General features: G+C 57.9%; 17 protein-coding genes. All 17 read right to left on the minus strand.

Features of this window, described 5'->3' with window-relative positions:
* Positions 1-282: 282 nt before the first annotated feature.
* Positions 283-1,566: a UDP-N-acetylglucosamine 1-carboxyvinyltransferase gene (murA, locus tag AAC01S_RS16185; RefSeq protein WP_067624834.1), complete on the minus strand. Its 1,284-nt coding sequence runs from the start codon at positions 1,564-1,566 to the stop codon at positions 283-285.
* 221 nt (positions 1,567-1,787) lie between these two features.
* Entirely contained in the window at positions 1,788-2,660 is an 873-nt protein-coding gene (locus tag AAC01S_RS16190; RefSeq protein WP_067624837.1) for a YwmB family TATA-box binding protein, read from the minus strand.
* Between the two features lie 145 nt (positions 2,661-2,805).
* Positions 2,806-3,063 carry a DUF1146 family protein gene (locus AAC01S_RS16195; RefSeq protein ID WP_067624840.1) on the minus strand — a complete coding sequence of 86 codons (258 nt, stop codon included), beginning with the start codon at positions 3,061-3,063 and terminating at the stop codon, positions 2,806-2,808.
* Positions 3,060-4,046, minus strand: a complete 987-nt coding sequence (locus AAC01S_RS16200) for a hypothetical protein (RefSeq protein WP_067624843.1) — start codon at positions 4,044-4,046, stop codon at positions 3,060-3,062. Before AAC01S_RS16200 ends, AAC01S_RS16195 begins: the two co-directional genes overlap by 4 nt.
* Positions 4,047-4,131: 85 nt before the next feature.
* Complete coding sequence (gene atpC / locus AAC01S_RS16205; protein ID WP_245630259.1) at positions 4,132-4,590, minus strand: ATP synthase F1 subunit epsilon; 459 nt, start codon at positions 4,588-4,590, stop codon at positions 4,132-4,134.
* A gap of 24 nt (positions 4,591-4,614) precedes the next feature.
* A complete protein-coding gene (atpD, locus tag AAC01S_RS16210) occupies positions 4,615-6,021 on the minus strand; it encodes a F0F1 ATP synthase subunit beta (protein WP_067624846.1) in 1,407 nt (468 codons plus the stop codon).
* 35 nt (positions 6,022-6,056) lie between these two features.
* Positions 6,057-6,917 (minus strand): ATP synthase F1 subunit gamma, encoded by an 861-nt coding sequence (atpG, locus tag AAC01S_RS16215; protein WP_067624849.1) that lies wholly within the window; start codon positions 6,915-6,917, stop codon positions 6,057-6,059.
* 89 nt (positions 6,918-7,006) lie between these two features.
* Positions 7,007-8,515: a F0F1 ATP synthase subunit alpha gene (gene atpA, locus AAC01S_RS16220; protein WP_067624851.1), complete on the minus strand. Its 1,509-nt coding sequence runs from the start codon at positions 8,513-8,515 to the stop codon at positions 7,007-7,009.
* Positions 8,512-9,075: an ATP synthase F1 subunit delta gene (atpH, locus tag AAC01S_RS16225; RefSeq protein ID WP_067624852.1), complete on the minus strand. Its 564-nt coding sequence runs from the start codon at positions 9,073-9,075 to the stop codon at positions 8,512-8,514. The genes atpA and atpH overlap by 4 nt, the downstream gene beginning before the upstream one ends.
* Complete coding sequence (atpF, locus tag AAC01S_RS16230; protein WP_067624855.1) at positions 9,069-9,563, minus strand: F0F1 ATP synthase subunit B; 495 nt, start codon at positions 9,561-9,563, stop codon at positions 9,069-9,071. Before atpF ends, atpH begins: the two co-directional genes overlap by 7 nt.
* Positions 9,564-9,622: 59 nt before the next feature.
* A complete protein-coding gene (gene atpE, locus AAC01S_RS16235) occupies positions 9,623-9,859 on the minus strand; it encodes an ATP synthase F0 subunit C (protein WP_067624858.1) in 237 nt (78 codons plus the stop codon).
* Between the two features lie 44 nt (positions 9,860-9,903).
* Positions 9,904-10,668 (minus strand): F0F1 ATP synthase subunit A, encoded by a 765-nt coding sequence (gene atpB / locus AAC01S_RS16240; RefSeq protein ID WP_067624860.1) that lies wholly within the window; start codon positions 10,666-10,668, stop codon positions 9,904-9,906.
* Between the two features lie 8 nt (positions 10,669-10,676).
* The gene (locus tag AAC01S_RS16245; protein WP_067624863.1) at positions 10,677-11,078 is read right to left on the minus strand and encodes a hypothetical protein; all 402 of its coding nucleotides are present in this window, start codon (positions 11,076-11,078) and stop codon (positions 10,677-10,679) included.
* Positions 11,075-11,329 carry a hypothetical protein gene (locus AAC01S_RS16250; RefSeq protein WP_245630260.1) on the minus strand — a complete coding sequence of 85 codons (255 nt, stop codon included), beginning with the start codon at positions 11,327-11,329 and terminating at the stop codon, positions 11,075-11,077. The genes AAC01S_RS16245 and AAC01S_RS16250 overlap by 4 nt, the downstream gene beginning before the upstream one ends.
* Positions 11,330-11,667: 338 nt before the next feature.
* Positions 11,668-12,816, minus strand: coding sequence for a non-hydrolyzing UDP-N-acetylglucosamine 2-epimerase (gene wecB, locus AAC01S_RS16255; RefSeq protein ID WP_067624877.1), 1,149 nt, complete (start codon positions 12,814-12,816; stop codon positions 11,668-11,670).
* A 45-nt stretch (positions 12,817-12,861) separates the two neighbouring features.
* Positions 12,862-13,491, minus strand: a complete 630-nt coding sequence (upp, locus tag AAC01S_RS16260; RefSeq protein ID WP_067624869.1) for a uracil phosphoribosyltransferase — start codon at positions 13,489-13,491, stop codon at positions 12,862-12,864.
* Positions 13,492-13,507: 16 nt separating this feature from the next.
* Entirely contained in the window at positions 13,508-14,764 is a 1,257-nt protein-coding gene (gene glyA / locus AAC01S_RS16265; RefSeq protein WP_067624871.1) for a serine hydroxymethyltransferase, read from the minus strand.
* Positions 14,765-14,898: the final 134 nt, after the last annotated feature.

Below are 14,898 nucleotides of genomic sequence, written 5' to 3' on the forward strand. Positions count from 1 at the left end.
GTTAAGCGGCCCACAGCCGCTTATTTCGCGGCATTTCCCGGGATTCGGACGAATAAGCGGCCATGGGCCGCTTATTTGTGCAGCACCCGGGCTCTTGCACCGCCGCACCCGCCGGTCCCCTGCCCGACACGCGCTCCAGCACCCGAACCATAGTCGGATCGAACCGGCCCGGGCCGGTTCGCACAACCTATCGCGGTTTAAGCTCCTTCCCCCACCTTGCCCGCGGACGCAACAAAGGCGGCCCCGAACACTCGGGCCGCCCGTACCTGCAGCTCATTCGCCTTATACGTTGACTTCGACGTCCTCGTAGCGCTCGATGCGGGCGCCGAGGGCTTGGAACTTCGCGACAAGGTTGTCGTAGCCGCGATCCAGATGGTGCAAACCGTGAACCTCGGTTTCGCCGTCGGCGATGAGGCCGGCGATGACGAGGGCGGCGCCGGCGCGGAGATCGGTGGCGGTGACGCGGGCGCCGGAGAGGCGCTCGATGCCTTCGATCACGGCGGTGCGGCCCTCGATGTGGATGTTTGCGCCCATGCGCTGGAGCTCAGCGACATGGAGAAAGCGATTCTCGAAGACGGTCTCCGTCACGGTGCTGGTGCCTTGCGCGACGGAGAGGGCGGCGATGATTTGCGCCTGCATGTCCGTCGGGTACGACGGGTAATAGTGCGTCTTGACGTCGAGGGGCTTCATGCGGCCGCCTTCGCATGGCCAGACGTGGATGCCGTCCACGCGGTCCTCGATGCGCGCGCCGGCTTCTTCGAGCTTGGCGATGAGCGACATGAGGTGGTGCGACAGGGCATTCTCGACGTACACGCCCTCGCCCTTGAGGGCGGCGGCGACCAGGAAGGTGCCTGCTTCGATGCGATCCGGGATGACCGCGTGCGTCGCGCCGCACAGTGAGTCGACGCCGTCGATGCGGATGATGTCTGTGCCAGCGCCGCGGACGCGGGCGCCCATGGCGTTGAGGTAGTTGGCGAGATCGACATTCTCCGGTTCCTTGGCCGCATTTTCGATCACGGTCTGGCCGCGCGCCAAGGTGGCGGCCATCATGATATTCTGCGTCGCGCCGACGCTCGGAATATCGAGGTAGATGCGCGCGCCCTGCAGGCCGCCGGCGGGAGCCTTCATGTGGACGAAGCCGTTCTCGACCACCGACGTGGCACCGAGGGCTTCGAGTCCTTTGATGTGGAGATCGACCGGGCGAGGGCCGATGTTGCAGCCGCCTGGGTGGGCGACGATGGCTTCGCCGAAGCGGGCCAGCAGCGGGCCAGTGACCACGAAGGAGGCGCGCATGCGTCCGACGAGATCGGCTGGCGGAGTGAACGAGTTCACATGGCGAGCGTCGACGCGAATGGTGGAGCCTCGCCATTCGAGCCGAGCACCCAATGCTTCGACAGTGTTCGCCATGTTTTTGACATCAAGAAGATGCGGGACTTCCTCAATTTGGCTGACGCCTTCCTCTGCCAGAAGGCTCGCCGCCAAAATTGGGAGCACCGCGTTTTTTGCGCCGCTTACGCGGACCGACCCCTTGAGTGAGTGTCCGCCTTGGATAAGTATCCTTGCCATTCCGTAACCTCCGCAAAGGCTCTCTTCGACTTTCTCGTCACGAAGCGTTACGTGGACGTGTCGTGTAAGAGTATTCCGCGAAGCGTCACATGGTTGCTCAACGTTGTTCAACGACAGCCGATGGTACAACGCGATGGACCGTCGTACGGAAAACGATCTGGGTTCGATCCATATTCGATCCATTCACGTTGTGAGAACCTGTGACACTTCTTTGGATTCGTTTAGTAGGTGGTGGTGATTATGGGCGTACCGATGTACACATCGGTACCGTGTCGGTAAGAGTCTTGATGAACCGCCACTTGGACGTTCATGCGTCTGCCATTCGTCAAAATGTACGTGGGTGCGTTCTCCGAGTATCCTGAAACGCTCGTCTCCAAGGATGTCCGAAGCGCTTCGACGGTGGTTGCGTCGACTGCCGCGAGTGCTTGTGCGGCGAGTTTGTTCGCAGTGGACTCGGACACTTCCGTCGGGATGAACCCTGTTAGGTAGGCACTCATCTGAGGCGTACCTTCAACGGCGGCAACCATGCGTTCCACTTGATCATACTGCGACGCGAAGACATCCTTCGTCAAGTTCGATCCGAGCGCCGTGATGGTCAGAACCGTCTGCGCCGACGAATCGATGTCATCCACACTTCCGGAGCCCGGAAGACTCGTCAACACGAGCTGTACATTGGTGCCGTTTGGCCAGCTTCCGTCCACCTGCCAAAACGATTCATTTTTCACTTGTCGGCTTGTTATGTTCGCGTTCACCAGACCGAATTCCTGCACTAATTTCCCGCCGACTTTCGCCAAATCTTGGACAGTCAGAAATTGCTGGTTCAGTGTAGTCCAATCGTGGATTGCATAACCTGTCGCCGACGCGTTGGTTGCTTGCAGTGCGTCATCCAGAAACGCGTATCCCTTTTGTCCATCCGTTTCCGCTGCGGCGGCAGTGGCTGGTTCAACTGCCGCTTGGGCGCTTGCAATCGTAGGATGATGGAAAATCAGTGCGCCAATCAGGATCAAAGCTCCCGCCCACATGGTCTGTTTGAACCGACGTTTGATTCGACGAATTCTCAAACGCGCTCTACGCTGTTCCTTAGTTTGCGCCATCGTCGCAACCTCCATCCAACTTGAGGGACATTTGGCTGAACAAATCCCAAATTGATATCCCTAGTTTGGACGGATGCGCGACGTTCTAAACCAGTCGCGAGGAACTTTCATAGACTTCGTAGAGAATCGGTTCGTTATGTCGGCATCAGAGCGCCGGATGCAGCAACTGGATGGCCCCAAGCAGCAAGGCCGCTACGAACACAGCCAGCAGTCCGCAGCATAATGCGAGGAAAAAACGCAGCAACTGCGCCTGGCTCGTCAACGGCTGAGTGACGATCTTGTCCCATCGCAGTGCACCCAGAGCCCACCAGCCTCCAATCACGCCGACGAAAAAAAACAGCAGCAAAAGCACGGCATCCGTTCCAAGGATCAGGCTCGCGGCTGTCGCTTGCACTTCGTTCATACTCCAGCTCGCCTCCTTTGCAACGCAATCTGACGAAGCAGGAAGGGTAAGACGGCGACGATGCCAGCAACGATCACGAGGACAAGCATCCACCTTCTCCCGACGATGACGGACCAGGCAACCCAAACATATGCGGCGTGGTTCAGGAATAGAAACAGAGAAATTCGACGCCCTTCGCGGAGCGATGAAACCTGTTCAACTCCCGGCCGCCGTTGGAGTTCCGGCAACGTCGCGGGAAAGCGTGCGGGCTCTGAATCTCTGGTGAACTTCGACGATACCAGATTCCATGGCAGCATCGGAATCACCTGCAGGATAACACCGACGGCCCATAGCCAGATGACCGACGCTGGCGCGAGCCATTGGCTGCCGTTGACACCCAGTTGCGCGATGATGGGAATTTGCATGGTATGGAGTGTTGTCCAGACGACCCACGTCAGTCTGGTTTGCAAGATCAGGCCGACGAACACCAACACCACGGCAAGCCAGCGATTCCACGGCGATTGGCCGGCGCGAAATCGCCAGACCATCACCATCCACATGACGCCCATCAGCCAGGCTCCAACTGTCGCTTGCAGATAGGTGGGTGTCAATAGAACCATTGCGGTTGCGAAGCTCCACCAACTGCGTTGCACCAACCGCCCGTACCAGGTGGCTGCGGCCAGTCTCTCGGTTCCTTTCGACTGAACCAGCTCAACCGTTTCCGTGATGAGCAACGCGGCGAACAATACGACAGCCGCGGCGCAGGACGTGTACGACGCGTTGAAGCCCGTATGGTTGCCGACACCTGTAAAACCAAGCAAATAGAGCTGTGGACCAGATTGAATGACACCTACCAGCGCGATCACGCTGACGACCAGCGACAATAGGTTCGCGGCGATGGACACGACGATGGACTGTCGGTTTGGCGTATCTCTGCCTGATATCACGAGAAACACAAACAAAGCCAGGCTACAGAGGATGGCCAACCACACCCATGCTGTCACAGAGCATCTCCTCCTAGACAAAAGCCGTCTCTGCAACACATCTTCAGATGTGCGAGAGACGGCCATCGGGTTTCATGTTACGGAATTAGACTCGCGCTTCTTGTGTGGAACCCAAGAAACCATTCAACCGCTGGTGCTCAGCGACCGCCTCGAGTCGCAGATTCGCGCGAGTTAAGGCAGCTTTGGCGCGATCAGGATCGACATCCTCAGCCGTTTGGCCCAGTCTGCGTTCCGCTCGTTCCTTGGCTCGTTGCGCGCGTTCCACGTCGATTTGACCGGGAAGCTCCGCCGTATCGGCCAGGAGTGTGATTCTCTCCGGCAGGATCTCAACGAAGCCTCCGCTCACGGGCACGACATCCTCGCGCCCGTCTTCGAGCCTGATGCGGACCAGGCATGGCTGAACGGCAGTCGCCAGGGCCATGTGCCGCGGCAAAATGCCGAGTTCGCCAAAGCCACCAAGGAGCGTCACCATCCGAACGTCCTGTTCGAGGACGAGTCGTTCCGGCGTCACGATTTCAAACGGTACGGTTAACACGCTGCTCACCTACCTCTCTTGAGACCGGGCATCTTACGATGCGTAGCCGTCCTTCTTCGCCTTCTCGATGACGTCTTCGATGGCACCGCAATAACGGAAATAGGTTTCCGGAATGTCGTCGTGTTTGCCTTCCAGGATTTCGCGGAAGGAACGAACCGTGTCCGCGACGGTTACGTATTTTCCGGGGATACCCGTGAATACTTCACCGACGAAGAACGGCTGAGACAAGAAGTTTTGGATCTTGCGCGCGCGAGAGACGGTCAGTCGATCCTCGTCAGTCAACTCGTCCATGCCGAGGATGGCGATGATGTCCTGCAACTCGCGATAGCGCTGCAATACGGCCTGCACACCGCGCGCGACGTCGTAGTGATCCTGACCCACGATGTCGGGCTGCAGTGCGCGCGACGTCGATGCCAGCGGATCGACGGCCGGATACAGACCCATATCGGAAATGCGTCGATCCAAGTTCGTCGTCGCGTCCAAGTGCGCGAACGTGTTTGCCGGAGCCGGATCCGTGTAGTCGTCGGCTGGCACATACACGGCCTGAATCGAGGTGATGGAACCTTTGACGGTGGACGCGATCCGCTCCTGCAACTGGCCCATTTCCGTCGCGAGGGTCGGCTGGTAACCGACGGCGGACGGCATACGGCCGAGCAATGCGGACACTTCGGCACCGGCCTGCGTGAAACGGAAGATGTTGTCGATGAAGAAGAGCACGTCGCGTTCTTCGACATCGCGGAAGTATTCAGCGAGCGTCAATCCGGAGAGCGCAACGCGCATACGCGCGCCTGGCGGCTCGTTCATCTGGCCGAACACCATGCTCGTCTTGTCCAGGACGCCGGAATCTTTCATTTCGTGGTACAGGTCGTTACCTTCGCGCGTACGTTCGCCGACGCCGGCGAAAACGGAGTAACCACCGTGTTCCTTTGCGATATTGTGAATCAATTCCTGAATCAAGACGGTCTTGCCGACACCGGCGCCGCCGAACAGGCCGACCTTGCCGCCCTTGACGTACGGCGCAAGGAGATCCACGACTTTAATGCCCGTCTCGAAGATTTCCGTCTTTGTGGTCAGATCGGTGAATTCCGGCGCGGGACGGTGAATCGGCCACGTCGCCTGCGTGTTGACCGGCCCCTGCTCATCGATGGTCTCACCAAGGACGTTGAAAATGCGCCCCAACGTCGCCTCGCCGACCGGCATGCTGATTGGCGCGCCGGTATCAACCACCTCGACACCTCGAACCAAGCCGTCGGTTGAAGACATGGCGATGGCGCGAACCACATTGTCACCCAAGTGAACAGCGACTTCCAAGGTCAAGTGCATCTCCACTTCCCCTTGGTAGTCGATGCGCAGGGCGTTGTTCAAGGCCGGCAGTTGTCCGTCCGGAAAGCGGACGTCGACGACCGGACCTGTAATTTGTACAACATGTCCTTTGCTCACGGTGTTCCCTCCTTACATGGATACTCTCATGACTCTTAGCGGAGCGCTTCTGCGCCGCCGACAATTTCTGCGATCTGCGTCGTAATTGCCGCTTGGCGCGCCCGGTTCAGCGAGAGCGTCAAATCGGAAATCAGGTCCTTCGCGTTGTCCGTCGCGTTGCCCATTGCGGTCATCCGCGCTGCGTGTTCGGACGCCTTGGCATCGAGCACCGCTTGGTAGACCAGCGTTTCGGCGTAACGAGGGAGCAATGCGGCCATGACAGCCTCTTCGTCAGGCTCAAATTCGTAGAGTCGGTTCGACTGCGGCTGTCCCTCGGTCAAACTGTCGAGAGGCAGGACTTTCCGCACGACGGCCCGCTGCGAAACAGCGTTGATAAACTCGTTGTAGACGAAATAGAGCTCGTCAAACTCGGCCCGTTCATACGCACCCACAATCTCTTCGGCCAAATGGCGAATCGAGTGGTACGTCGGTGAATCGGCGAGATCGACCACAGCCGACGAAATCGGATAGTCGCGGCGCTTGAAGAAGTCGCGTCCACGCTTTCCGACCGCAAAGATGCTGAACGTCGTCTTGTCCTTCTTGCCGAATTCCTGCAAGGCCGCACGAATCACTTGAGCGTTATATGGACCAGCCAATCCGCGATCCGCCGTGATGACGAGGTATCCGACGCGCCGCACGGGCCGCGAAGCGAGCAGCGGGTGCTTGACGTGGCGGGCGGACTGCGAAAGGTTGGCGAGCATGTCCTGGAGCTTCGCCAGATACGGCTTCGACTGCTGAACGGCGTCTTGGACGCGGCGCAGCTTGGAAGCAGCCACCATTTCCATGGCCTTCGTAATCTGCGAGGTATTTCGCACGCTTTTGATGCGTCGTTTGATATCGCGCGTATTTTGTGGCACGGGTTGTTTTCACCACCTTGGCAAGGCCGCAAACGGCCGGTTCGCCCCGGGCGACCCTCTCGTTCACCGGGTCGCCACGTGCGCATCGATTAAGCGACGAATGTCGCCTTAAACTTCCCGATCGCTTCCTTCAACAGAGCGACGGTCTCGTCGTCGAGCTGGCCGGTCGCCTTCATGTTTTGGAAGATCTGCGGATATTCGCGATCGATAAACGCCAGCCAATCGCGTTCAAACTTCAGAACGGCATCCACCGGAATGTCATCCAAGTAACCATTGACGCCAGTCCAGAGAGAAGCGACCTGGCGATCAAACGTCAGCGGCTGGTACTGCGGCTGCTTGAGCAGCTCGGTCATGCGTTCGCCGCGCTTCAAGGTATCCTGCGTGGCTTTATCGAGATCGCTGCCGAATTGCGTAAACGCCTGCAACTCACGATATTGCGCGAGATCCAGCTTCAGCGTACCCGCGACCTTCTTCATCGCCTTCGTCTGTGCGGACGAACCGACACGGGAGACGGAGGAACCGACGTTCACAGCAGGGCGAACGCCCGCGAAGAACAGGTCGGATTCCAGGAAGATCTGACCGTCTGTGATGGAAATCACGTTGGTCGGAATGTACGCCGAGATGTCGCCGGCCTGCGTTTCAATGAACGGCAGGGCGGTCATCGATCCGGCGCCGTTCTCGTCGTTCAATTTCGCAGCGCGTTCAAGCAGGCGCGAATGCAGATAGAAGACGTCGCCGGGATACGCTTCGCGGCCTGGCGGACGGCGGAGCAACAACGACATTTCGCGGTACGCGGCGGCGTGCTTCGACAAGTCGTCGTAGATGACGAGCGCGTGCTGGCCGCTGTACAAATAGTACTCAGCCATCGCGCAGCCTGCGTACGGTGCGAGGAACAACAGCGGAGCCGGTTCCGAAGCGCTGGCCGCGACCACGATGGTGTACTCGAGCGCGCCATGGCGGCGAAGCGTCTCGACAACCTGCGCGATGGTCGATTGCTTTTGGCCGATGGCGACGTACACGCACTTCACGTCTTTGCCCTTTTGGTTGATGATGGTGTCGATCGCGATGGCGGTCTTACCAGTCTGGCGATCGCCGATGATCAACTCGCGCTGACCGCGGCCGATTGGCACCATGGAGTCGATCGCCTTAATACCGGTCTCGAGCGGTTCATGCACGGACTTACGGACGATGACGCCAGGTGCGGGCGACTCGACCGGACGATACATTTCGGCCGCGATGGCCGGACCATTGTCGATAGGTTGTCCAAGCGCGTTCACGACGCGGCCGAGCAAGGCATCGCCGACGGGAACTTGAACAAGGCGGCCTGTGCGCTTGACTTGTTCGCCTTCCTGAATGCCGACGACAGAGCCAAGGACGACGACGCCGACATTGTCCTCTTCCAAGTTCAACGCCATGCCGTAAGCGCCGTTTGCAAATTCTATCAATTCACCGGACATCACGTTGTCCAATCCGTACAAACGGGCAATCCCGTCGCCGACGGAGAGTACTGTGCCAGTGTCGTTCACTTGAATTTGTGCATCAAACTGCTCAATCTGCTGTTTGATTAGCGCACTGATTTCATCCGGACGAATACTCAACGTGTTCCCTCCTTACGAAGTGCGCGGCCGAGCAGGCTTTCACGGAACTGACGAAGCGCACTCTGGGTCGTTGCGTCAAGAACACGGTTCCCAACCTGAACGCGACAACCTGCAATCAAGTCGGTGTTTTGACGGACGTTGGGCACAATCTCCTTGCCGAACGCCTTGGCCAGAGTCGATACGATTTTCTCCGTCTGTTCAGCTGTCAACGGCTGTGCAGCCTCAATGTCTACCTCAATACGCCCGTGTTCCTCGTCGACCAGCTCATGGAACCGAGCAGCGACCGCCGCGACATAAGCGCCTCTGCCGCGATCCAAAAGCAATGCGAGAAAACGGCGCAAATCTGGACGAAACGCCCCGCCGAGGGCTTGATCTATAGTCGATAGCTTTGCCTCTGTCGAAAGAACCGGGTTCGCGAGCAGCTGACGAAACGACGGCAGATTCTCGACCACATGTCCGATGGCCCGAAATTGAGCGTCGATCTCGTCGACGGCCCCATTCGCCTTCGCATACGCCAGCAATCCGCGCGCATAGCGGTTTACCACCGCTCCGCTCAACATACCAGCTCACCCAACCGCTTCTCAGCCTCGTCCACCATCTCTTTGTGGAGTTCAGGCGAAACGTGGTTGTGAAGCAGTTTCGCAGTCAATTCGACCGACAGTTCCGCAACTCGATTGGTCACGGCAGCCAATGCTTCATCGCGTTCGCGAACGATGGCCGCACGGTTCTGTTCGAGAATGCGGGAAGCTTCCTCTTCCGCTCTTTGAAGAATCTCGCGCGCTTGTTCGTCAGCACGAACACGAGCTGCGTCCAACAAGTTCTTCGCTTCCTTGCGGGCCTCTTCGAGCAGCTTGCGTTGCTCAGCCAACAGGCTCGCCGCTTCTTCTCTGCTTTTCTCAGCGTCCGCAATCTGCGATTCAACGTGCTTCCTGCGTTGTTCCAGCATCTTGGCAAGCGGTTTGAAAGCAAACCGCTGGATGATCAAAAACACAATCAGGAACGAGATGATGGAGAAGATAAACGTCCCAAATTGGAAGACGCTACCCATGTGCGACACTCCCTTCTGCTATGGATTCGCGATCATACTCCTGTCCGTCCAGCAACGGATTAGAACTTGCCAGCCGTGAACAGGATGATGATTCCGAACGCCAACGCGATAACCGGGAAAGCCTCGACGAATGCAATACCAATCAGAGCGCTCGCAAAGATCGATCCGCGCGCTTCCGGCTGACGAGCGATACCTTCGACGTACTTGCTCATGATCATGCCGTCGCCCACGCCGCTGCCTACGGCTGCGAGGCCCAACAAGAGTGCAACTGCAACATCGTAAATTGCCTGTACCATTTTCGTATGTTCCCCTTTCAAGGTTCGATCCGCCCTTGGACGGCTCAGTGATTCGCATGTCCTTCAAACGATTTGTTGCCTACATAGAGACACATCAGAATGGTGAACACGTAAGCCTGGATAGACGCGATAAAACAGCTGTACAACAGCCAGACCACAATCAGCGGCAGCTGCCAGGGCAGCCAGTGGAACGCGAATGGCGCTCGCAGCATGATGCTGAGCAACGCTTCACCGGCAAAGATATTGCCGTACAACCGCATGCCGTGTGTCAACGGGTTGGTAATTTCCTCGATGACGGCGAGCGGCGATGGCGAGTAGAAGTGTTTCAACCATTGTTTTGGATGGCGCAGACCGCGCGCATGGCTGATGATCCACACCATGACGGCCAGGCCGAGAGCCATGCTCATGTTGGACGTCGGTGAGTCGAACAGTTCCACATCGCCTTTTGAATTCGCCAAGTCCGAAGGCGTCAGACCCCAAATGTGAATGTTCGGGTTAAAGTGAACTGTCACGGTCGCAATGAGCCCCAGCCAGTTGGCTACGAACAGGAACAACAACATGACGAACGCGAGTGGCAGGACGAAATTTGTCGTCTGCTCTGTCGGTGTCGTCTCACGAGCCATATTGGTCGTGAATTCTGCCGCCCATTCAATGAAGTTCTGCAGACCGCGAGGCCGCCGCATGTCCATGCGCCGAAGTCCAACGCGCAATACGACGAATACGATGAGGCCCGTCAGAAAAATCGTGGCGATCACCGTAACGTTCGTCTGCCACAGCGTCCCCGGGAAAAGCGTCGGGAATATCGGCACTTTCTCACCTACTTTTCTGTGGAGTTGTCACTCGGGTTCCTGGCATAACTGTACAATCCTGCGAACACGAAGGCGAATCCCAACAGATACCCCACGAGCGCGGTATACGGATTGAACAGCGCTTTGAATTTCAGGGAAATAACCATGATGAGGACGATAGCGATGAGCCGAAGAAACATCCCCAACATCCCTGACGCGAAGAGAGCCGTTCCCTGGGTATCGTCATTGTGATGCCCTTGGCGAATCATGCTGACGACGACAAATAAGCCGCCCACTTCGCCAAGTAAGAGTCCGCTTAGCACCACGCGCAAACCGCTCAGGATAATCAGGCACAAGGCTGTCAGCCCCATAAACACCCACCAAGAGATAGTGATGGCGCGCAGGCGTTTGTTCAACCGGTCTACATTCATGGTCTGTCTCCTAGAATCTGTTTGGCGAGGTAAACGAGCCCCGAAGCACCGACGACGACACCCACAATGACCCCGAGAATCGTCAGCCAGACGTGGTGTGACTGAACGGCCAGGATATGCCCCAAAAAGCCAAACCCAACGATACAGCCACCGAGTTGCAGCATTGCGCCCGAAAAAACTGCAAACGTTTTCCATTGACTGGGTTGCGACTTCTCCTTCGGAGCGTCCGGTCGTCTTTGGTCAGCGAACATACACACCACCCAGTACAGGATGAAGAGAGGGACATAGAAAGATGAATGTAGATCATCGCGGTGTTGGTTGCGATTTCACCAGCCACCTTCATATGGTACCCGTTGCCAATACAGGATAATCACATGAAGTGAAGTGTTTCCAGAAACGGATGCGCTAGCTCATCTGTCTCGTAGTGTGAAACACCCGGTTCTTATGGTGAAATGCCAGAACCCTCGCCTATAGTACACTAGCCCAAAAACGGATGTCAACGCACACGACGTCTGGATTGCAAGCCTTTTGCCCCGTCGTTCCAGAATGTTCACAATTCATTGCTCCGACGAGCATTGGCAACCCCGTCTTATTGCGAAAGGCGGGTATCGCTTTCCAGATAGCGAAACGGCTGCGGGCGTTCCCCGCGTTGAAAGTGGTACAAAATCGCTTGGACAATTCGCTCCGACGCCCGGCCGTCACCGTACGGATTTTTCCGGCCAGCCATGTCGGCATAAGCGCGATCATCCGTCAACAGGCGCTCTGCCGCTTCGAAGATCGTCTGCTCATCCGTGCCTACCAATTTCAACGTCCCTGCCTCGATTCCTTCCGGCCGCTCCGTCGTGTCCCGCATCACGAGCACCGGCACGCCAAGCGACGGCGCTTCTTCCTGAATGCCGCCGGAATCCGTGAGAATCAGGGTCGATCTCGCCATAAAGTTGTGGTTGTCCACCAATTCGAGCGGCTCCAGCAGATGAATCCGCGGATGCCCGCCGAGAATCGGGTACACCGTATCGCGGACCGTCGGATTGAGGTGAACAGGGTAGACCAGTTGGATGTCGTCGGCGAGATCGACAATCCGGCGCGCCGCGCGACAGATGTTCTGCAGCTTCTCTCCCCAGTTTTCGCGGCGGTGCGACGTCATGTAGATCAGTCTCGTCCGATCCGGCATCGCGTCGAGCACAGCGTGGTGATAGTGATCCCGCAGGGTGGTTCGCATCGCGTCGATGGCCGTGTTGCCAGTCACGAACACCGAATTCGCCGGTCTCCCTTCCTGAAGGAGATTCCGTTCCGACAGGTCGGTCGGGGCAAAGAAGAGATCACACAGAACATCGGTCAGCTGCCGGTTCATCTCCTCCGGATAAGGAGAGTATTTTTGATATGTACGCAAACCAGCTTCGACGTGGCCAATGGCAACCTGCTGATAGAATGCGGCAAGCGACGCGGCAAACGTCGTCGTAGTGTCGCCATGGACCAGCACCAAATCCGGCTTTTCGCTCGCAAAGACCCGTTCGAGCCCCTGCAAGGCTTTGACGGTGATGCTGCCGAGCGTTTGGTTGCGCTCCATGATGTCGAGATCGATGTCCGCTTTGACGTCGAACACGCGGAGCACTTGGTCGAGCATCTCGCGATGCTGCGCCGTCACGCAAACAATCGACTCAATCTCCGGATTCGCCTCGAGCGCCTTGACCAGAGGAGCCATTTTCACCGCTTCTGGCCGCGTCCCAAACACAGTCATCACCCGAACTGGTGGTTTGTCCAACACGTTTCCTCCTCAGTCTGTCTACTTCGTTCCAAACAGTCGATCACCGGCGTCGCCAAGGCCCGGGACGATGTAACCGTGATCGTTCAGGTGATCGTCGATGGCCGCCACGTAGATATCGACATCCGGATGTTCCTGCTGAACGGTGCGAATGCCTTCCGGCACCCCCACCAGACACATCAGCTTCGGTTCGCGCGCGCCGCGCTCCTTCACCGCGGTCAGCGCCGCTGCCGCGGAACCCCCGGTCGCGAGCATCGGATCGACCACAATCACTTCGCGATCCGCCACGTTCGGCGGCAGCTTGCAATAGTATTCCACAGGCTTGAGCGTCTCCGGATCGCGATAGAGCCCGATGTGCCCCACCTTCGCTGCGGGGATGAGATTGAGGATCCCTTCGACCATGCCGAGCCCGGCCCGCAGGACAGGGACGATGGCCAGCGTCTTGCCCGCGATCACCTTCGTCTTCGCGACGGCCACCGGCGTCTCCACTTCCGTCTCCATCAACGGCAGATCTCTGGTAATCTCGTAGACCATCAGCATCGACACTTCTTGAACAAGCGCGCGGAACTCTTTCGTCCCCGTGTTCTTATCGCGAATGTAGCTCAGCTTGTGCTGAATCATTGGATGGTTTAAGACGTGGACTTGTCCCAATACAGTACGCCTCCCGTTAGAGCGTGTAGGACACGTTGCGATACAGCGGAAAGCGCTCGGTCAGCGCCCGAACTTTCGCCTTCGCTTGCGCTTGCACCGTTTCGTCGAACTCGCCGCGCAGGACCAATCGGAAAATCTCGGCAATCTCCAACATCGCGCTGACATCCATTCCCCGCGACGTGACAGCTGGCGTCCCAATCCGAATGCCACTGGTGACCATCGGACTCGCGGGATCGAACGGAATCGCGTTCTTGTTGACCGTGATGCCGATCTGATCCAGGCGCTTTTCCGCCTCTTTCCCGGTCAAACCCGTGTTGCGGACATCGATGAGAATCAGGTGGTTGTCCGTCCCCCCCGACACCAGCGAAAAACCATGATGCTGCAGCGCCGCCGCCAACGCCTGCGCGTTGCCGATGATGGCTTTCGCATACTCGCGGAACTCCGGTTTCAAGGCTTCGCCGAACGCAACGCCTTTCGCCGCGATCACGTGCATCAACGGCCCGCCCTGGATGCCTGGGAAGATGCTCTTGTCGATGCTCTTCGCAAACTCCGCCTTGCACAAGATCAAACCACCGCGCGGCCCACGCAAGGTCTTGTGCGTGGTGGACGTGACAAAATGCGCGTGCGGCACCGGCGACGGATGCAGACCCGCCGCGACCAGCCCGGCGATGTGGGCCATGTCGACCATCAGATACGCGCCGATCTCGTCCGCAATCTCACGCATCCGCTGGAAATCGATCACCCGCGGATACGCGCTGGCACCAGCGACGATAAGCTTCGGCCGATGCTCCAGGGCAGCCTTGCGCACCTCGTCGTAGTCGATCCGATGATTCTCCGCATCGACTCCATACGCCACGAACTCGTACAACTGCCCGGAGAAGTTGACTGGGCTGCCATGCGTAAGATGACCGCCGTGCGCAAGATTCATGCCGAGCACTTTGTCCCCCGGCTTCAACACGCTGAAATAGACTGCCATGTTCGCTTGCGCGCCGCTGTGAGGCTGCACATTGGCATGCTCCGCGCCGAACAGTTGCTTGACTCGTTCTATCGCGATATGTTCAACGACGTCCACATATTCGCAGCCGCCGTAATACCTCCGGCCCGGATAGCCTTCCGCATACTTGTTGGTGAGGACCGACCCGAGCGCCGCCAACACCGCTTCGCTCACAAAGTTTTCCGACGCAATCAGCTCGATGTTGCCTTGCTGCCGATGGAGTTCTTTCTCCATCGCTGCCGCGATATCTGGATCAAATTGATGCAGGATCGTCACAATGCGTACCCCTCTTTCCTCGGCGCACGCATCATGAGCGTGGCGCTAATCCCATTGTGGCATCTCAAATTGGCAAAAACAACACTGAAATACTCAACTTTTCGTGACGCGGGAATGGGGGCGGTGGGGCGGTGGGG

The organism is Alicyclobacillus acidiphilus NBRC 100859 (assembly GCF_001544355.1).
GTDB lineage: Bacteria > Bacillota > Bacilli > Alicyclobacillales > Alicyclobacillaceae > Alicyclobacillus > Alicyclobacillus acidiphilus.